Source organism: Erythrobacter sp. YT30 (genome assembly GCF_001542875.1).
Classification (GTDB): Bacteria; Pseudomonadota; Alphaproteobacteria; order Sphingomonadales; family Sphingomonadaceae; genus Erythrobacter.
Map to the genome: position 1 here is coordinate 250,581 of NZ_LMAF01000001.1, position 17,918 is coordinate 268,498.

At 57.2% G+C, this 17,918-nt stretch carries 15 protein-coding genes, 2 tRNA genes and 1 pseudogene; 11 read left to right on the top strand and 7 right to left on the bottom strand.

From position 1 onward, the window contains the following. Nucleotides 1-33: 33 nt before the first annotated feature. Both recG and AUC45_RS01170 read left to right on the top strand, forming a co-directional pair. Complete coding sequence (recG, locus tag AUC45_RS01160) at nt 34-2,097, top strand: ATP-dependent DNA helicase RecG (RefSeq protein ID WP_067596999.1); 2,064 nt, start codon at nt 34-36, stop codon at nt 2,095-2,097. Between the two features lie 212 nt (nt 2,098-2,309). Continuing rightward, the gene (locus tag AUC45_RS01170) at nt 2,310-2,801 is read left to right on the top strand and encodes a hypothetical protein (protein ID WP_067597003.1); all 492 of its coding nucleotides are present in this window, start codon (nt 2,310-2,312) and stop codon (nt 2,799-2,801) included. Here AUC45_RS01170 and AUC45_RS01175 read toward each other — a convergent pair. Further along, complete coding sequence (locus tag AUC45_RS01175) at nt 2,798-3,259, bottom strand: low molecular weight protein-tyrosine-phosphatase (protein WP_067597005.1); 462 nt, start codon at nt 3,257-3,259, stop codon at nt 2,798-2,800. The genes AUC45_RS01170 and AUC45_RS01175 overlap by 4 nt on opposite strands. A gap of 64 nt (nt 3,260-3,323) precedes the next feature. Here AUC45_RS01175 and AUC45_RS01180 point away from each other — a divergent pair. Further along, nucleotides 3,324-5,103, top strand: a pseudogene (locus AUC45_RS01180) (DUF885 family protein). Between the two features lie 2 nt (nt 5,104-5,105). On the opposite strand, the gene AUC45_RS01185 reads toward AUC45_RS01180, so the two are convergent. Further along, nucleotides 5,106-6,506: an AarF/ABC1/UbiB kinase family protein gene (locus AUC45_RS01185; RefSeq protein ID WP_082700903.1), complete on the bottom strand. Its 1,401-nt coding sequence runs from the start codon at nt 6,504-6,506 to the stop codon at nt 5,106-5,108. A 122-nt stretch (nt 6,507-6,628) separates the two neighbouring features. On the opposite strand from AUC45_RS01185, the gene AUC45_RS01190 reads away from it, so the two are divergent. Next, nucleotides 6,629-7,099: a DUF3429 domain-containing protein gene (locus tag AUC45_RS01190; protein WP_067597007.1), complete on the top strand. Its 471-nt coding sequence runs from the start codon at nt 6,629-6,631 to the stop codon at nt 7,097-7,099. Nucleotides 7,100-7,106: 7 nt separating this feature from the next. On the opposite strand, the gene AUC45_RS01195 is transcribed toward AUC45_RS01190, so the two are convergent. Next, nucleotides 7,107-7,183, bottom strand: a tRNA-Pro gene (locus AUC45_RS01195). A 113-nt stretch (nt 7,184-7,296) separates the two neighbouring features. Here AUC45_RS01195 and thyA point away from each other — a divergent pair. The 6 genes from thyA (at nt 7,297) to AUC45_RS01225 (ending at nt 13,752) form a co-directional block, all read left to right on the top strand. Further along, nucleotides 7,297-8,289: a thymidylate synthase gene (thyA, locus tag AUC45_RS01200; RefSeq protein WP_067597009.1), complete on the top strand. Its 993-nt coding sequence runs from the start codon at nt 7,297-7,299 to the stop codon at nt 8,287-8,289. Between the two features lie 74 nt (nt 8,290-8,363). Further along, complete coding sequence (locus tag AUC45_RS01205; RefSeq protein WP_067597011.1) at nt 8,364-9,677, top strand: 3-methyl-2-oxobutanoate dehydrogenase (2-methylpropanoyl-transferring) subunit alpha; 1,314 nt, start codon at nt 8,364-8,366, stop codon at nt 9,675-9,677. 77 nt (nt 9,678-9,754) lie between these two features. Next, a complete protein-coding gene (locus AUC45_RS01210) occupies nt 9,755-10,753 on the top strand; it encodes an alpha-ketoacid dehydrogenase subunit beta (RefSeq protein ID WP_067598876.1) in 999 nt (332 codons plus the stop codon). A 223-nt stretch (nt 10,754-10,976) separates the two neighbouring features. Then, nucleotides 10,977-12,251, top strand: coding sequence for a dihydrolipoamide acetyltransferase family protein (locus AUC45_RS01215; RefSeq protein ID WP_067597013.1), 1,275 nt, complete (start codon nt 10,977-10,979; stop codon nt 12,249-12,251). A gap of 110 nt (nt 12,252-12,361) precedes the next feature. Further along, nucleotides 12,362-12,438: transfer RNA gene (locus AUC45_RS01220), tRNA-Asp, on the top strand. Between the two features lie 276 nt (nt 12,439-12,714). Further along, nucleotides 12,715-13,752, top strand: a complete 1,038-nt coding sequence (locus AUC45_RS01225) for a hypothetical protein (protein ID WP_067597015.1) — start codon at nt 12,715-12,717, stop codon at nt 13,750-13,752. A gap of 15 nt (nt 13,753-13,767) precedes the next feature. Here the strand turns inward: AUC45_RS01225 and AUC45_RS01230 are convergent, their stop codons facing one another. The 4 genes from AUC45_RS01230 to AUC45_RS01245 form a co-directional block, all read right to left on the bottom strand. Continuing rightward, entirely contained in the window at nt 13,768-14,013 is a 246-nt protein-coding gene (locus AUC45_RS01230; protein WP_067597017.1) for a DUF2842 domain-containing protein, read from the bottom strand. A gap of 16 nt (nt 14,014-14,029) precedes the next feature. Continuing rightward, nucleotides 14,030-14,605, bottom strand: coding sequence for a 5-formyltetrahydrofolate cyclo-ligase (locus AUC45_RS01235; protein ID WP_067598879.1), 576 nt, complete (start codon nt 14,603-14,605; stop codon nt 14,030-14,032). Between the two features lie 278 nt (nt 14,606-14,883). Then, on the bottom strand, nt 14,884-15,345 hold the full coding sequence (locus tag AUC45_RS01240; RefSeq protein ID WP_067597019.1) for a cell division protein ZapA: 462 nt from the start codon (nt 15,343-15,345) through the stop codon (nt 14,884-14,886). Further along, nucleotides 15,345-15,668, bottom strand: coding sequence for a hypothetical protein (locus AUC45_RS01245; RefSeq protein ID WP_156423708.1), 324 nt, complete (start codon nt 15,666-15,668; stop codon nt 15,345-15,347). The genes AUC45_RS01240 and AUC45_RS01245 overlap by 1 nt, the downstream gene beginning before the upstream one ends. A 248-nt stretch (nt 15,669-15,916) precedes the next feature. Here AUC45_RS01245 and tkt point away from each other — a divergent pair, with 248 nt between their 5' ends. After that, on the top strand, nt 15,917-17,896 hold the full coding sequence (gene tkt, locus AUC45_RS01250) for a transketolase (RefSeq protein WP_067597023.1): 1,980 nt from the start codon (nt 15,917-15,919) through the stop codon (nt 17,894-17,896). Nucleotides 17,897-17,918 lie beyond the last annotated feature (22 nt).

Here is a 17,918-nt window from a genome sequence, read left to right on the forward strand (position 1 = left end):
CGAAAGCGCCGTTCAAGCGGCTATAGTCACCTGATGCGGCCCGATATCCTCAATCCCCTGTTTGCAGAGAGCAGCACGCTGGATGGCGTTGGGCCGAAACTCTCCAAACCTCTCGAAAAACTAGGCCTCACCCGGATAAAGGATTTCGCATACCACCTGCCCGAGCGGTTTGTGACGCGGCGCGCAATTGCTGATCTCGACGAGGGCGCAGAAGGCGAGCAGGTCATTGTCGCGCTCACTCCAACCGAGCACCGAGCGAGCCGCAATCCGGGGCGGGGCCCCTACAGAGTGCTGGCGCAGGATGATGCGGGCAACATCTGCGCGCTGACCTACTTTGGACGCGCATCCTACACTGCGAAGAAACAGCTTCCCGTGGGCGAAAAGCGCTGGATTGCGGGGCGGCTCGATCGATATGGCGACATGCTGCAGATCGTGCATCCCGATCATGTTGAGAAGGAAAGTTCTGCCCATCTCGCGCGTTTGAATGAGCCCGTTTATCGCCTGTCCGAAGGGTTGACCCAGCCTCGAGTTGCGGGGCTCATCGCACAGTCTCTGGAGCATTTGCCCGAGCTGCCCGAATGGATTGAGCCGGGCCAGTTTGATCAATCCGGTTGGCCCATATGGCGCGACGCCTTGCATCTTGCGCACAAGAGCGAGCATGATCAGGCGCGTGATCGGCTCGCTTACGATGAATTGCTGGCGAACTCGCTTGCCCTGCTGCTGGTGAAAGCTGAGGGGCGGAGACGCAAAGGGCAAGCTCTCAAGGGCGACAGGAGCCTGCGCGCAAAGCTCACATTGCCGTTTGAGATGACAGGCGCGCAGAAACGCTCGATCAGCGAGATTGAAGGGGATTTGCAGCAAGAGGCGCCCATGCTGCGGCTGCTGCAAGGCGATGTTGGTGCGGGTAAGACCGTGGTCGCGCTTGCCTCAATGCTGATCGCGGTGGAGGCCGGGACGCAGGCCGCTATGTTGGCGCCGACAGAAATCCTCGCCCGCCAGCATTTCGAAACGCTACGACAAATGGCTGCACCCACGGGCGTTGAAGTGGCTCTCTTAACCGGGCGCGCCAAAGGAAAAGAGCGCGAGAGCATTTTGATGGGGCTGCTTGATGGCTCGATTGATATTCTAGTGGGCACTCACGCGATTTTTCAGGACACCGTAAGCTACAAGGACTTGGGCCTTGTCGTCATAGACGAGCAGCACCGCTTTGGTGTGGCGCAAAGGCTCGCACTCGCGGGGAAGGGCAAGCGCGCGCCGCACACGCTGGCGATGACGGCGACACCGATCCCGCGCTCGCTTACTCTCGCGCAATATGGCGAAATGGATGTGAGCCGCCTCGATGAGCTGCCGCCCGGTAGGCAAGCGATTGAGACTCTGGTGTTTCCGCAAGGTCGATCAGACGAAATGGTTGCGGCCATGGGGCGCCATCTCGCCACGGGCCAGCAAGCTTATTGGGTCTGTCCCATGGTCCGCGATAGCGAAGTCGCCGATATTGCCGCTGCCGAAGCGCGCTATGCGGAATTGAAAGAGCATTTTGGAGAGGATGTTGTTCTTGTTCATGGACAGTTGCACCCTGAGGTCAAGGACACGAACATGGAGCGCTTCGCTAGCGGTGCGGCAAAACTTCTGATTGCGACGACAGTGATCGAAGTCGGTGTCGACGTGCCATCAGCAACCCTCATGGTGATAGAGCAAGCCGAACGCTTCGGCCTTGCGCAACTTCACCAATTGCGAGGGCGCGTGGGGCGGGGATCTGAAAAAAGCCGTTGCATTCTGCTGCGCGGCGATGAGCTTTCCGAAACGGGCAAGAAGCGCCTCACATATGTGAAGGACTCCCAAGATGGCTTTTATCTCGCGGAGAAGGACCTAGAACTTCGCGGCGGCGGCGAACTCCTCGGCACGCGCCAATCAGGCGAAGCGGCATTCCGCATCGCCAATCTTGAGCAAGTACAGAAGCTCCTACCTCTCGCGCACGCTGATGCGCGGCTTCTGATTGATCGCGATGGCGGCTTGACGTCACCAAGGGGTGAAGCCGCGCGCATTTTGCTGTATCTGTTCGAGCGCGACTGGGGAGTGCAATTACTGCGTGGGGGGTGAAAACCGGCTATGTTTGGTCCTGATCCGATCGATTGGTTTGATCCATCGCCTTATGCGGCTCTGGCCTTCTACGGGCACATTGCCATTGGGGTTGTAGCCCTTTCCGCCGCGCTCATCGCATTTGGCTCACGCAAGGGAAGCATCATCCATCGCCGCGCAGGCTTCATATATATATTCCCGCCTGCGCGATCGTTTGCGCAACTTCCATTGCAATGCTGATTAAAGTCACGATCCCCCCATTAGCGATGGCGGTCTTTACCAGCATCTACGCGATTGGCGGTGCATATCTTGCACTCCAGCCCGGCACGGCGAAAGTCCGGCTTGGTGAGAAAACCCTCTTTGGCATGGAGTTGGCCGCGTTCGGCTTTTTCATGGTTATGGCTATCCCTGCGGTAGCTAAGGGATTCATCCCGTTCGACGCCCCCTTCGTAATTGCGATCATTCCGGTCATTTTGCTCATTGGCGATGTGAACTGGCTGAGGAATGCAGATAAGCGAAAAGAGATGAGGATTGCCCGGCATCTCTCGCGCATGATTTGGGGCTTCGTTGTGGTAGTAAGGGCGCCCTTGGTGGAACTGGCCGCTGGCGGATATCTGCCGCAATTCCAGATGCTCTATGTCATTGGACCGATCATCGTCGGAATTGGAATGATCTGGTACTTTCAGCAAAAACATGGCGGGACACCATTTGGAAGATCCGCCTAAGTGAGTGCGCGCACAATTGCTTCAGCTGCGGCGCTCACATCTTGCCATGTGATTTCGAACTGGTCCTCGCCATCATAGTACGGATCAGCAATCGCGGCCCCTTCGCGCCCTGGCACCATATCCATCAGCAGCATGACCGCGGCGTTTGATCCTGCCGGCATCACCGCTTCGATATTGGTGAGATTGTGGTGGTCCATCGCGAAGATATGCGTGAAGCGAATGAAGTCCTCTTGCGCCAATTGCCGGCCGCGCAAATCGGAAATGTCTATACCCTTCGCTGCTGCCGTTTCCACTGAGCGCGGATCAGGCGGCGAGCCGACATGATAGGCCGCCGTTCCGCAGCTATCGATCTCGATCGCTAGGCCATGCCGTTCCGCCGCCGCTCGCATGGCTCCTTCGGCCAGTGGAGAGCGGCAGATATTGCCAAGGCATACGAACAGCAGAGCGGGGTTTTGCATAAGCGCCTCCTACTGGACCGCCATTGCATCAGGCAATATGCAGACGGAACACAAGGAGAAATTCATGCGCCCGATTGCCTTTGCTCTTGCCTTTGCTGCCGCTGCGATTTCGACGCCCGCCTGGGCTGACGCGCAGAGCGATTACGAAGAATTGCGCGAAGAAATCTGGCAGTCGACACTCGATAATGCTCCGCTGCTAGCCACCAGCATTGGTGACCGCCGGGGAGATGGAAAGTTATTTGATTTCTCGCTCGAAGCTTACGACCGGCTAGCGATTGAGAGCGAGGGATATCTGGCGCGGCTCTATCAGATCAATGAAAATGAATTGCCTCAGGATTTGCAAGTCGATTACGCCATCCTGCGCCGCAGCTTGCAGGACGAATTGAGCGGCGCGCAGTATGATCACACCCGCTATCAGGTATTCACCAATCGCGGCGGGTGGTTCACAAATCTCGTCTCGCTTCCCAATCGGTCACCTTTTTTTCACCAAGACTGATTTTGAAAGTTATGTCGGAAGGCTCGAAGCCTTTCGTATGGTCAATGAAGCAGGCATTGCGCGCAGCCGTGAGGCCGTGGCGCGCGGGCTGACCCATGCGTGCGAGCCGATGCAGGGCGTTGAAAAAGCCATTGCAGCGCAGATCGTTGACGACAACGCGGCATCGCCATTTTGGGCGCCGGTCGCTGGCGAGCGACCGGCCTCAATCACCCCAGAGGATTGGGAGCAGATCAAAGACGATGTCAGCATCGCAATCGATAACTCGATCGTGCCGTCATACCGCGCTCTCCTCAAATTCTACACCGAGGAATACGCGCCAAACTGCCGCACTGGCACGCCCGGCGTGCTCGCGACACCCGGTGGGAAAGAGTATTACGATTACCGCGTAAAAAGCTTCACCACGACCGATATGAGCGCTGATGAGGTGCACGAATTGGGCCTTTCCGAGGTCGCCCGTATCCGCGCTGAAATGGAGGAAGTTGCAGCGTCTGCGGGGTATGACACGCGCGAGGCTTACATCGAGCATCTGCGCACCGATCCGCAATATTACATGACGGATCCGCAGGAATATCTGCGCTTTACGCAGGCGCTCGCAAAAGAGATCGATCTGTGGATGCCCAAGCTGTTCGGCAAGCTACCGCGCCTGCCTTACACCGTCCTGCCCATTCCCGCAGCACAAGCACCGGGCAACACCACCGCCTATTATGAGCGCGGCTCGTTGGAGACAGGGCAGGCTGGCATTTACCGGCTGAACCTCACCGAACTTGATCAGCGGCCCTTGTGGGAATTGCCAGCGCTTGGCGTGCATGAGGCTGTGCCGGGCCATCATCACCAGATCGCCTTGCAACAAGAGCTCGATATCCATCCACTGCGCGCGAATGGCACGTACTTCACCGCCTTTGTTGAGGGCTGGGGGCTCTATTCCGAACGGCTCGGCATTGAGATGGGTCTTTACGATACGCCCGCCAAACAAATGGGCAGGCTGAGTTATGAAATGTGGCGCGCGACCCGGCTTGTGGTGGACACCGGCATTCATTCAAAGGGATGGAGCAAGCAAGAGGCGGTCGACTACATGCTTGATAACACCGCGCTTTCGCCCGCCAATATCGATGCCGAAGTCAATCGCTACATCACTTGGCCGGGGCAGGCCTTGGCTTACAAGGTGGGTGAATTGAAGATACGCGAGCTTCGCAGCAGGGCCGAAGAAGCGCTGGGCAGTGATTTCGACCTGCGCGCCTTCCACGATACGGTTTTGGAAAATGGGGCGGTGCCGCTCGATGTTCTTGAGGCGTATGTCGATCGATGGATTACCGGTCAGTTGCCGGAAGCACCCTTAGACGAAAGCTAAAGCTACGCCGCTTTTGTTTTCATCGGCTCGGTCGATGCCAGCACGTCTTCGACTATCCGGCGGATATTGACCTGCGCCTTCAACCGCGCGCCCAAAAGCGCTGTGCCCGATACCTTGCGCTGAACGAACAGCGTTTCAATCGGTGGGAAGGCCCAAGTGTCCTTGTCCTGCGCAATTTCGAAGCCTTCCTCCCGTAGTTCCGGAATAAAGGCGCGGTCGCCAAAATCGAAGGGTGCATCGCGGCGCATCTCGTTGACGACGATGTCGATCATCTTGTCGACCCGCTCGCCGTGCTTCTCGACGACCACTGGCTGCATAAAGCCCGCATCAAGTGTCGCCTGACGCACTTCATCGCGGTTTCCGACGAGGCCCGCTTTTAGCATCTTGCGATATCCATTCGCCACATCAGGATCGACAGGGCGGCAGGCTCCAAAATCGAGCAGCACAATCTCACCGGTGTCGCGGCGATATTGGAAGTTTGCAAAGTTTGGATCGGTCTGCATCACGCCAAATTCGAACAATTCTCGCGCGACAAGACGAAGAAGGTGACCAAACACCTCATCCCGGCGCTCGGCAGGTTCTTTGCCCAATTCCTCGATATCGACGCCTTCCTCAAATGACATGGCGAGGATTGATCCGCGCGTCAGATCTTCGTGAAGGCGAGGGACGACAAAGCCCGGCTCGTCGGCGAGCTTGTCACGGTAAAGCTGCATTTGCTGGCCTTCGCGCTCGTAATCGGCTTCTTCGTGCAATTGCTTCTTTGCAGCGGCGAGCAATTTGTCGACTTCGAGTTCGGGCGGGGCAAAGCCCGCGACCCTGAGCAAGGTCATGACATTGTCGACATCGCTATCAATGCTCTTGGCAACGCCTGGATACTGCACTTTGATTGCCAGCAGCTGACCATCGCGGGTCAGCGCCTTGTGCACCTGCCCAATGCTGGCAGCAGCGATTGGGCGCGGGTTGAACCACTTGAATTGCCGACGCCAATCATTGCCCCATTCGGATTTTAGAACGCCGTCCAATTGCTTTGCAGGCATGAAATGCGCCTGATCACGCAGGGTCGCGATGATCTTGGCAAGTTCTTCCGGCAGAAACTCGCCCGCATCTAGGCTGATCATCTGCCCCATCTTCATCGCAGCACCGCGAAGGTGGGAAAGACGCTCGGTAAGGCGTTTTGCATTGCCCGGTGTAAGGATCAGATCACGCGTTGAAATGCGCTCCCCGCTGGTGAGCCTTCTTGCGCCCTCGGCAGCCATTCCGCCAGCAACCCCGCCGACAAGTTTTCCGAACGTCGAAAAACGAGCAAACCGCCCAGAGGGCACTGCGCGATGGCGAGAGCGCGCCTCACGCCCGCTTTCACGGGGGCGCTCGGATTCGGGCAGATCGGAGAAATCGTCAGACACGTTGTGTTGCGCACCTTTTGTTCGAAAGCATTAGCGTTGAGTGTATTCAACAAACTCAAAGTGGTGCGCCCTGTTCCGAGTGCAAGCGGGAACCGTGCAGCCCTCGAAACGCTTTTGTGGCCATGGACGAGGAAAACAACAGTTCCGACACTTCACTTACCACCGCAGCGCGGCTCTTGGGTTATGCCGGTTTGCTGCCGCAGGCTTTGTGTCTTGGTCTTGCGCTTAGCGGACACGAATATGGCTACACCGCGATTGCAGGCGGCTTTGCCTATGCCGCTGCCATCTTCAGCTTTCTTGGCGGATTATGGTGGGGACAGGCCATCCAGTCGGGCAAGGCGACTGCGGGTGCTTATGTGATTGCTGTTATGCCCAGTCTGATCGCCGTCGCGCTTTTCCTGCCATGGACATTTGGCTGGGAATGGCCGGGGCCGGCTTTGATGTATCTTGGCGCATTTATCGCGATGTCTCCCGCAATTGACCGCGCGCTGGGCTTCTCAGAACGCGATTTCCTGCTTTTGCGCGTACAATTATCGGCAGGGCTCGGCGTGATGACCGTTGCCTTGGGGTTCGTCGCGCAATCGATTGTTTGAAGATAACTGGTCGGGGAGAGAGGATTCGAACCTCCGGCCCCTGCCTCCCGAAGACAGTGCTCTACCAGGCTGAGCTACTCCCCGACCGTGCTGACCCCCACGCAATCGCCTTTGTATGAGGGCCGAGGCAAGGCGCGTGTCTTTAAGTGTGGATGGGCGGGGTGGCAAGGCAGGTTTTGCCGCGTATAGTTTGCCTTATGGCGACTCTGCACACACCTGAAACTATACCTTCCGAACTGCACGGCTCAGACAATCCTGGCGCTCATCCCGAATGGCAATATCTCGATCTGATGCGGCGCATTTGGGAAGAGGGTGATGAGCGCGTTGATCGCACCGGCGTTGGCACGCGTTCGGTGTGTGGGGCGCAGTTGAGGTTCGATCTCGCTGATGGCGCGATGCCGCTGCTGACCACAAAGCGTGTTTACTGGAAAACGGCGACGCGCGAGATGCTTTGGTTCCTTACTGGTGACACCAATATCAGACCGCTGGTGCTGCAAGGCGTCAAAATCTGGAATGAATGGCCGCATGCCCGCTACGTCAAGGAAACTGGCGAGGACATCAGCCTAGATGATTTCGTCGCACGCATTGCCGATGACGAGACGTTTGCAAAGCGCTGGGGCGATCTTGGCCCTGTTTATGGCAAGCAATGGGTCGATTGGCCAACCTATCGATATCGGAAGGATGGCCTTTACGAGAGGGGTGAGGGCATCAATCAGGTTGCCGAAGTCGTCGAAAGCCTCAAGTCCAATCCCGGAAGCCGCCGCCACATAATCGAGGGCTGGAATGTGGCGGAACTTGACCGGATGGCCTTGCCGCCGTGCCACAAAACCTATCAGTTTCATGTCAGCGGAAGCGGCGAGGATGCTCGCCTCAATTGCGTGCTCTATCAGCGGTCCTGCGATGTCGCTTTGGGCCTCCCGTTCAATCTGTGGTCAGCCGCGTTACTCACGCGCATGATGGCTGATCAGACGGGCATGAAACCGGGCGAACTCGTATGGACGGGCGGCGATGTGCACTTGTACCTCAATCACGCGCATTTGATCGAAGAACAGCTGACTCGGCAGCCCCAGGGCAACCCCACTCTCGCAATCACGCGAAAGCCTGAAACAATTTTCGATTACCAAATCGAGGATTTTGAGGTGAATGATTACGCGCCGCTGCCCCCAATCAAGGCACCTGTTGCGGTGTGATTCCCCGCGCTTGACCGAGGGTTTTGGCTGGCATACCCGCATGCCTGCAACGCTGCTTTTGGGAGAGCATAGCTATGGCCGACAAGGCCGATCCGAAGCCTTCAGGAGATAACCGCCCCGCGCTCGCACTACACGTGCCAGAGCCCAAGTTTCGCCCCGGCGATCAGGCGGACTTCTCCGATATCGACATCAGCGAACCCGGTGCTCAGCCGCGCCCTGATGAAGCGACCAAGCCCGAAGACATGAAAGAGCTCGCCTATGGTCTCGTCCGCGTGCTGGGCGATGACAATAAGGCGCACGGGCCATGGGATCCGAAACTCGATCCTGAAACCCTTCGCACGATGCTCGGCCATATGGCGATGGTGCGCGCTTTTGATGAGCGGATGTTCCGCGGACAGCGGCAGGGCAAAACCTCGTTCTACATGAAATGTACGGGCGAAGAGGCGACCAGTGTTGCCGCGTCTATGGCGCTTGCATCAGACGACATGGTCTTCCCGAGCTACCGCCAACAGGGAATTCTGATCGCGCGCGGTTATCCGCTGATCGAAATGATCAACCAGATCTACTCGAACAAGGGCGACAAGCTGAAAGGCCGCCAGCTTCCAATCATGTATTCAAGCCGCGAGCATTCGTTTTTCTCGATCTCAGGCAATCTCGCTACACAGACCCCGCAAGCGGTGGGCTGGGCGATGGCATCGGCGAGCAAAGGCGACAGCCGGATCGCCGCGACATGGGTTGGTGAGGGATCAACCGCAGAAGGCGATTTCCACAGCGCCTGTACCTTCGCGACGGTTTATAATGCACCGGTTATCCTCAATGTTATCAACAACCAGTGGGCGATTTCGAGCTTCAGCGGTTTTGCTGGCGCAGAGCGGACAACCTTTGCCGCGCGCGCTCTGGGATATGGCCTTGCCGGGCTTCGCGTCGATGGAAACGATGCGCTTGCCTGTTATGCAGCGCAGCAATGGGCAGCGAACCGGGCGAGGGCCAATCAGGGGCCGACCCTGATCGAGTATTTCACGTACCGCGCAGAGGGGCATTCGACCTCGGATGATCCATCCGGTTATCGCAGCGCACAGGAACGCGAGGAATGGCCCCTGGGTGACCCAGTGACGCGCCTCAAGGATCACCTCATTGCAATCGGTGAATGGGATGAAGACCGTCAGGCCGCGATGGACAAGGCATGCGCTGAAGAGGTCAAAGCCACGACGAAGGAAGCCGAAAAGAATGGCATTCTGGGTCACGGTCTCCATCACCCGTTCCACACCATGTTTGAAGACGTGTTCGAGGAGCTGCCTTGGCACCTTGAAGAACAGGCCGAGCAGGCCACGCGAGAGCGCAAGATCAAATGGCCCGATCAGCATCCCATGGATGGAGCGGGAAAATGAACGCGCAAACAAATACTCCAGCGCCAGTTGAAGGCGAGGCCCCGGACACCCCTGCGGTAAGCAGCAGACGCATCAACATGATCGAAGCGATCAACGAAGCGCTCGATGTGATGCTTGGGCGCGACGATGACGTGATCGTCATGGGTGAAGATGTCGGATATTTCGGTGGGGTGTTCCGCTGCACTGCTGGCCTTCAGGAAAAGCACGGCAAAACGCGCGTGTTCGACACGCCGATCTCGGAATGCGGGATTATCGGCGTGGCTGTGGGGATGGGCGCCTATGGCCTCCGCCCCGTGCCTGAAATCCAGTTTGCCGACTACATCTACCCCGGCCTCGATCAGCTGATTTCCGAGGCTGCGCGGCTGCGTTATCGCTCAGCCACCGAATACATTGCACCAATGACGGTGCGCTCGCCATTTGGCGGCGGGATTTTTGGCGGGCAGACGCACTCGCAATCGCCAGAAAGCCTGTTCACGCATGTCGCAGGATTGAAAACGGTGATCCCGGCAACGCCATATGACGCGAAGGGTCTGCTGATCGCGGCAATCGAAGACAATGACCCGGTCATCTTTTTCGAACCCAAGCGCATCTATAATGGCCCCTTCACAGGTTATTACGACAGCCCTGTCGAGCCGTGGAAGAAGCACCCCGACAGCGAAGTTCCTGAAGGCTATTACAAAATCCCGCTCGGCAAAGCGCGGCATGTGAGCGAGGGCGAAGAGCTGACCGTGCTGGCTTATGGCACGATGGTTCATGTGGCCGAAGCGGTCTGCAAAAAGAAGGGCGTTGAAGCCGACATCCTTGATCTCAGAACGCTGGTGCCGCTCGATATTGAGGCGATTGAGGAGTCCGTCAAAAAGACCGGCAAGTGCCTCATAGTGCACGAAGCGACGCGCACGTCGGGCTTCGGTGCGGAGCTATCCGCGCTCGTCACGGAACGCTGTTTCTATCACCTAGAGGCTCCTGTTGAGCGCGTGACCGGCTTCGACACGCCGTATCCGCACAGCCTCGAATGGGCGTATTTCCCTGGCCCCGTCCGGATCGGCGAGGCCATCGACAAGATTCTTAGTGATTAGGCGCGAGCAGGTGTTTCCTACAGGCGTTTCGGGTGCCACCGCCATGAAGCTTGATAGCTCTAAGGAATGGAAAAATTTGGATAAGTGTCAACTTCGTATTTTTGGCGTTTTTATGATGAAAAACAAATATTTGAGGTCGAAATCTCCGGGTGACAGGCTGTCACCTTTGTCAACTTCGCAAGGCCTCTCGTGCGCTGACCGCACAACAAGGATGAATTGAACGATGGCGAAATTCACATTCAACATGCCCGACGTGGGCGAGGGCGTGGCAGAGGCTGAGATCGTCGAATGGCACGTAAAGGTTGGCGATGCCGTTGAAGAGGACCAGCACCTCGTCGATGTGATGACCGACAAGGCGACGATCGACATCGAAAGCCCTGTTACTGGCAAAGTTACCGAAGTGGCGGGCGAATTGGGCGATACGATCGCTGTCGGATCGATGCTTCTGGTGATTGAGGTTGAGGGGGAAGTTGAGGAGGAGGTTGCCGAAGAAACGCCTGCTCCTGCTCCGGAGCCTGATGAAGCACCTGAGCCCGAAGTCAAATCAGAGCCGGCACCCGAACCAGCTCCTGCGCCAGCCCCTTCGCCTGAACCCAGCCCGACGCCTGCTCCTGTTGCGACAGCGGACAAAGTTCTCGCATCTCCAGCCGTGCGCAAGCGCGCCAAAGACCTCGGCATTCATCTGGGCGAAGTGAAGCCTGCTGCAGATGGCCGGGTCCGTCATGCCGATCTCGATCAATTCCTCGCCTACAATGCGGGCGGCGGTTTTGCAGCTCCCGGAAAAACGCGCGAAGATGAAGCGATCAAGGTTATCGGCCTTCGAAAGCGTATTGCGCAGAACATGGCAGCATCAAAGCGCCACATCCCGCACTTCACCTATGTCGAAGAATGCGATGTGACCGAGCTAGAGGCCTTGCGCGCCAATCTCAATTCCGCGCGCGGGCAAAAGCCAAAGCTCACCATGCTGCCGCTTATGATTGCCGCAATCACGCGGCTCATCCCCGACTTTCCGATGATCAATGCGCGCTATGATGACGAAGCAGGCGTGGTAACGCGCCATGGCGCAGTGCATCTGGGGATGGCAACGCAGACCGATAGCGGACTGATCGTGCCCGTCATTCGCAATGCTGAGAGCCGCAATCTGTGGCAGTTGGCGAGCGAGATCGGCCGTCTCGCCAATGCAGCGCGCGATGGATCGGCAAAGTCAGAAGAGCTTTCAGGCTCCACTCTGACAATCACTTCGCTTGGTCCTTTGGGCGGCGTTGCGACCACTCCCGTTATCAACCGCCCCGAAGTCGCCATTATCGGCCCCAACCGCATTATCGAGCGCCCGATGTTCGTCACCGGACCTGATGGCAGTGAGCGGATAGAGAAGCGCAAGCTGATGAATATCTCGATTTCTTGCGATCACCGCGTGGTTGATGGGTATGATGCTGCGAGCTTTATTCAAGAGATGAAGAAGCTCATTGAGACGCCGGTTTTGCTGCTGGCGGATTAATTTTGCAGGTTAGTTGGTGAGGGGCGTTGACAGCCTCTCACACGCGGCCTAATGGCGCTGCTCCCGGAGCGAAACAGTGCCTTTCAGGCTCGCTCAGGAACCACCCATGCGCGGGTGTAGCTCAGTTGGTTAGAGCGCCGGCCTGTCACGCCGGAGGTCGCGGGTTCAAGTCCCGTCACTCGCGCCACTTTTTTCGAAACAGTTTGTCGTGATTTGTCTGGTGTTGATCGCCGGATCTTGTGCGTCGATCGAGTGTGTATTGCTAGAATAATACACCAACGTATCACTCTTCTGCAGAAATGCGTTTGAGGCTGATATGAAACTTCACCGATCATTCTTCGCTACGGCCGTAGTGCTCGCACTGACCTGGGTGTCTCCTACACTCGCGCAGCAACAAACGGCCCCAATTGATGCTGAAATACCGTCGAATTGGACAAGTCGATGGAATAGCAAGACAAGCTTATTGATCGCACAGCCGCAATCAGGCGCATCGAGCGCCCTTTTCCTAGGATTGCGTCCCGAAGGTGAGGTTCTCAACGCCGCTCGTATAGAGACATTTATCCAAGGCGTGATTGGCACGGGGGTTGAGCTAACGCGGGAGACGCCTTTGCGCGATGGAGCAATCTATCAATTCGCAGCAGCAAATGGCGCGCCCAGAGCAAAAGCGATGGTGAAACGCCGCGATGGCACGACCGCGCTTGCTGTGCTGATCACCTCAGATCGCGGTTTAAGCGATGAAGCGGCTCTTCGCATGGTCGGCAATGCCGTTCGCTCAATTGCACCACGATCGAGCCTTGCTCGTGATGGTGCAGCTTTGAAGAAAGCGTCCGGATCAAGGGATGCGCGGCTCTTCGTCGGGGTGAAGTTTCGTCCAGCTTCCATGCCAGCAGGAGGGAGCGGCGTTACGCGATACAATTTGCTCCTCCTGCCGGATGGAACCGCCTATTCAGGCGTGCCGCCCAAAGGCGAATTGCGACCGAGCAGGGCAAGTCTCGAAACGCATGCACAGCGGCGCGTTGGCAACTGGCGACAATCGGACCAGACCATTCAAGTGCAATGGCCCCAACGCACCGGGCCGTTTGCCAATGAAACGTACAAGATAGGACAAAATTCACTCGAATTGCGCGGGACAAAGCTTAGCGAAGTTGCATGCCCACCTGGTGCGGTCCGCTTGAGCGGCGAATACCAGGCGACCACATCGCAATCGGTTGGTCCAGGAATTGGTGTGCCAGTGCAAGCTGGCATCTACTCTTCGCGCGCGATGCGTTTCACAAACGATGGCCGGATTTACACAGCGTCCCAAAGCGCCGTGTCTGGCCGTACCTCTGGCAGCTCTGGCGCGGGCACAGCCAATTCAGGTGAAAACGGCCGTTACCGCTGGCAGAACTGCCGGCTCGAGCTTGAATATGCTGGTCAGCGATCGGCTCACACTGCATTTTTCTGGCCCGGTGAAGGACGAAATTTGCTCGTCATTGATGGGCGGACTTTCACCCGAAGATAGTGGATTTAATTAGTGCTACTCGTTTTCTTCCGGCGGCGCACTGGGAGCCGTCCAGCTCCCCGTTTCCATCCAGATGAGGAAATTGCGCAAAGGCAGGAGCCAGATCACTCCGAGGATCAGGTATACGACCGTCTGTGCGCCTCCCGACCATCCGCCAATTACTTCTGGCGCATAGCGGGCAATCAAAATGGCATAGACCATGAGTACAAGGAAAAGGCCCACGATGCCCACTGGGATTCGCCATGTCGGGGTCTCGCGCATCGGTTCTTAGTCTCTCTTAATCAAGGCCATAGAGGCGGGTTGGGGTGACGATGGCATCAAGCGTGACATCGTGCGATTCTGTCGGGAGATGCTCGACCAATTGAACATCCCACGCCATTCCAATGGTCATCGCCTTGGGATGTTCCACGAGCCAGCGATCATAGTGCCCACCGCCCTGGCCAAGTCTGTCGCCTTGCGCGGTGAAACCAATGAGGGGGACGAACACGATATCGGGAGTGAGCTGAGCAGCGGCCTTGCTGGGCTGTTTGATGTCAAAAGCGCCTGTTGTCAGATCGCTTTGGCTAAAAGGATCGGTGTGTTCGCGAAATGCCATGGGTGCATCCTGCGTCGCGAAGTACGGAAGCGCGATTCTGTGACCTTCCTCAGCAAAAAACCGCGCATAGCCGCCGGTTGGCGCTTCGGAACCGGTCGCATGATACAACCCGATGATGGCCTCCCCCTCTATATGGGCGAGAAGAGGGCGCGGCGGCCGATTGAAAAGCAGCGCACGAACCGCATCAGGTTGGGCCGCGGCGTGCTCTTTTCGTGTCGCCCGCAGGATCTTTCGCAAGGCCGACTTTGTGACTGTCATCAATTTCGGTCCCAACTGATCCATCAGGACGGCCAAGCGCCCTTAATTCACTGCATATCGAGCAGGAAAAACAAGAAGATGACGGGACCACCATGGGTCGTTTGCACGGAAATCCTCTGACGCGAAAACGTCAGGTGGGCGCCGTATACTCCGGTCCCCAGGTTCCATCCGAAGATGCAGTGGCCCATGTTCCAGAGCAGGGACAGCTCCCGTAGGAATGCTTATAGCCTCAGGGATATTCGATCGGCTCGTTCCGGGCAGCCCCGCCGATTGCTTATCTAAGCGTCTGATGCTGCGGCTTCAAGCGCGTCTGCTGCCGCTTCGGCGCGCGCGGCTAATGCCTCCAGTTTTGCGGCAAGTTCGGCATCATCGCCTTGATCCGTGCTAAACAAGTCGCCCGGAGATTTCGCAGCCTCGCTTACCTTGGCGACTTCCGCTTGAAGCGCTGCATTCTCATCGCGCAACTTCTCAATCTCCGCTTTCAATTCGGCCTTTTTACCCGATGGCTTTGGCGTGTCAGCATCTTTAGAGCCAGTCGCGCCGCGTGCTTCTGATAACTCGTCGGCCAGAAACAATGCTGCGAATACAAGGTTCTGCGTTTCCTGTGGTGCGCGCGCTTCGCCCAGTTGAGCGTACTTTTGATCGATCAGATCGGCGAGCTTTTGGATGTGTTCTTCTTCGCCGTCTGCGCATTCAACGGGATAGGTGCGCGGTCCGATCGTGACTTGCACTGTGCTCATCAGCTGTGATCCTCAATCAATTGATCGAGTTCGCGTAGCGTCTCACTCACTTCTTCGCGCAGTTTTTCATGTGCGTTGACGAGCGCAGTGACGCGTTCTGAGCTTGGCTCTGAAGGGGAAGGGGCAGCATCAGATTTCGTAGTAGAATGGGCCTCGGCAGCCTCAATCCTGGTCAAGGCAGCTTCGAGCCGCTCAAGCGCAATATCTATGTGCCTCCCGCCCATAATGCGCACTTTCTTATCAAGACGATGCAGGCATAGCAAAATTGTGATGCGTCCATATTGGGCCCTACTGTTGATAAGTGAGGGCGGTCGGTCGCTCATTTACAACACCTTACATCGAAGCCTTGCCAATGAACCTTACGGCCAGTGTCGGCAAAGCCCTGAACAACCGAGCGAATGAAAGGGGTAAGATGGCCTCTCGCGGTTGACCTCGTATTGAGGCTCGGCGATGGCAGGCACACAAGTCGAATCGCTCATTGCCAATCGTGCGTGGCCGCTGAAAATTCGGAGCGCACACTCCTTCCAAAACCACGGCAATGAAATGGGATCAGCAGGAGTGTTTTGCCCGCATGTCAACTGACGCAGCCCGTCTTCAGCCCATGGCTAATGCCATCCGCGCTCTTTCGATGGATGCCGTGCAGGCCGCCAATTCCGGCCACCCGGGCATGCCGATGGGGATGGCCGATGTTGCGAGCGTGCTGTTTTCCAACCACCTGAAATTCAATCCCGCTCGCCCCGACTGGGCTGACCGGGATCGCTTTGTCCTTTCTGCAGGGCATGGTTCGATGCTGATTTACAGCCTCCTGCACCTCAGCGGTTATGCGAAGCCGACGATGGAGGACATTCGCAATTTCCGACAATTGGGTAGTCCTTGTGCAGGGCATCCTGAGAATTTCCTGCTGGAAGGCGTCGAATGCACCACCGGGCCGCTTGGTCAGGGGCTTGCGATGGCGGTGGGGATGGCCATGGCGGAGCGGCATTTGAACAGCGTCTTCGGCAATGACCTGGTCGATCACCGCACCTGGGTGGTCGCAGGCGACGGGTGCCTGATGGAAGGGATCAATCACGAAGCGATTGGACTTGCCGGGCATTTGAATCTCGGGCGGCTCAACGTTCTTTGGGATGACAATCGTATCACGATTGATGGTTCGACCGATCTTTCAACCTCAGAGGATGTGAAGGCCCGCTATGCTGCGACAGGTTGGCATGTCACCGAATGCGACGGCCATGATTTTGAAGACATTGATCGGGCGCTGGACGAAGCCAAGGCCGACCCGCGCCCATCCTTGATCGCATGCCGCACTGTTATCGGAAAAGGCGCGCCAACCAAGCAAGGCACGAGCGCAACGCACGGTGCTCCCCTAGGGCCAGAAGAGATTGCGGGGGCGAGAGAGGCGCTTGGATGGGATGCCGAGCCATTTGTCGTTCCTGAGGACATTCTAACGGATTGGCGCGCCACGGGAGAAAGAGGGCGCGATATTCACGGCGAATGGGCTGCGCGCCTTGCTGGATCAGAGCACAAGGAAGAATTTGAGCGCCGCATGGCGGGTGATCTGCCTGTAAGCACCGCATCCAAAGATTATATCGCATCGCTGATCGCCGAACCTGTCAAAGTCGCAACCCGCAAGGCGAGCGAAATGGCACTGGCGCAAATGAACCCGCTTCTGCCCGAACTGATTGGTGGAAGCGCGGATCTGACAGGCTCAAACAACACCAAGGCTGGCGGCATCGAAGCTTTCACCGCCGATGATTATTCGGGCCGCTATGTCTATTACGGCATTCGCGAGTTCGGCATGGCTGCGGCCATGAACGGGATGGCGCTGCATGGCGGCGTGGTGCCCTATGGCGGTACGTTCCTAGTCTTCACCGATTATGCACGCGGCGCGATCCGTTTGTCGGCTGTCCAGGAAACGCGCGTCATTTATGTGATGACGCATGACAGTATTGGCCTTGGCGAAGATGGACCGACGCACCAGCCTGTCGAACATCTCGCTTCGCTTCGCGCGATGCCCAATCTCCTCGTATTTCGCCCCGGCGATGCGGTGGAAACGGCGGAATGCTGGGCAGCGGCCATGCTCGAAAAAGATCGACCCTCCATTCTTGCGCTCTCACGCCAGGGATTGCCGCAATTCCGCTTGTCGGAAGAGAGCGAAAACCTCTCGCGAAAAGGCGGCTATCGCGTCCGATCAGCCAAAGCGGAGCGCAAAGTCGTTTTGCTCGCAACCGGATCGGAGGTCAGCCTCGCTCTCGAATGCGCAGACGCTCTTGAGGAGCAAGGGGTTGGGGCAGACGTCGTGTCGATGGTGTGCACCGAACTGTTCGACGAACAGGATGACGACTATAAAACCGACATCATTCCCGGCGGCGTTATGAAAGTTTCGATCGAGGCAGGCTCGACTTTCGGATGGGAGCGCTACACCGGATTAAAGGCCCTGAATATCGGAATAGACAGCTTTGGTGCCTCTGCACCTGCTAAGGACCTGTTCGAGCATTTCGGTTTCACTGCGGACAAGATCGTTCCGCAAATCCTTTCAAAACTATCACAATAAAACAGAATACACGCAGGAGTTC

Coding starts and splice junctions, on each gene's coding strand:
- recG (WP_067596999.1), top strand. CDS start 34: ATGCGGCCCGATATCCTCAATCCCCTGTTTGCAGAGAGCAGCACGCTG.
- AUC45_RS01170 (WP_067597003.1), top strand. CDS start 2,310: ATGCTGATTAAAGTCACGATCCCCCCATTAGCGATGGCGGTCTTTACC.
- AUC45_RS01175 (WP_067597005.1), bottom strand. CDS start 3,259: ATGCAAAACCCCGCTCTGCTGTTCGTATGCCTTGGCAATATCTGCCGC.
- AUC45_RS01190 (WP_067597007.1), top strand. CDS start 6,629: ATGGACGAGGAAAACAACAGTTCCGACACTTCACTTACCACCGCAGCG.
- thyA (WP_067597009.1), top strand. CDS start 7,297: ATGGCGACTCTGCACACACCTGAAACTATACCTTCCGAACTGCACGGC.
- AUC45_RS01205 (WP_067597011.1), top strand. CDS start 8,364: ATGGCCGACAAGGCCGATCCGAAGCCTTCAGGAGATAACCGCCCCGCG.
- AUC45_RS01210 (WP_067598876.1), top strand. CDS start 9,755: ATGATCGAAGCGATCAACGAAGCGCTCGATGTGATGCTTGGGCGCGAC.
- AUC45_RS01215 (WP_067597013.1), top strand. CDS start 10,977: ATGGCGAAATTCACATTCAACATGCCCGACGTGGGCGAGGGCGTGGCA.
- AUC45_RS01230 (WP_067597017.1), bottom strand. CDS start 14,013: ATGCGCGAGACCCCGACATGGCGAATCCCAGTGGGCATCGTGGGCCTT.
- AUC45_RS01235 (WP_067598879.1), bottom strand. CDS start 14,605: ATGACAGTCACAAAGTCGGCCTTGCGAAAGATCCTGCGGGCGACACGA.
- AUC45_RS01240 (WP_067597019.1), bottom strand. CDS start 15,345: ATGAGCACAGTGCAAGTCACGATCGGACCGCGCACCTATCCCGTTGAA.
- AUC45_RS01245 (WP_156423708.1), bottom strand. CDS start 15,668: ATGAGCGACCGACCGCCCTCACTTATCAACAGTAGGGCCCAATATGGA.
- tkt (WP_067597023.1), top strand. CDS start 15,917: ATGTCAACTGACGCAGCCCGTCTTCAGCCCATGGCTAATGCCATCCGC.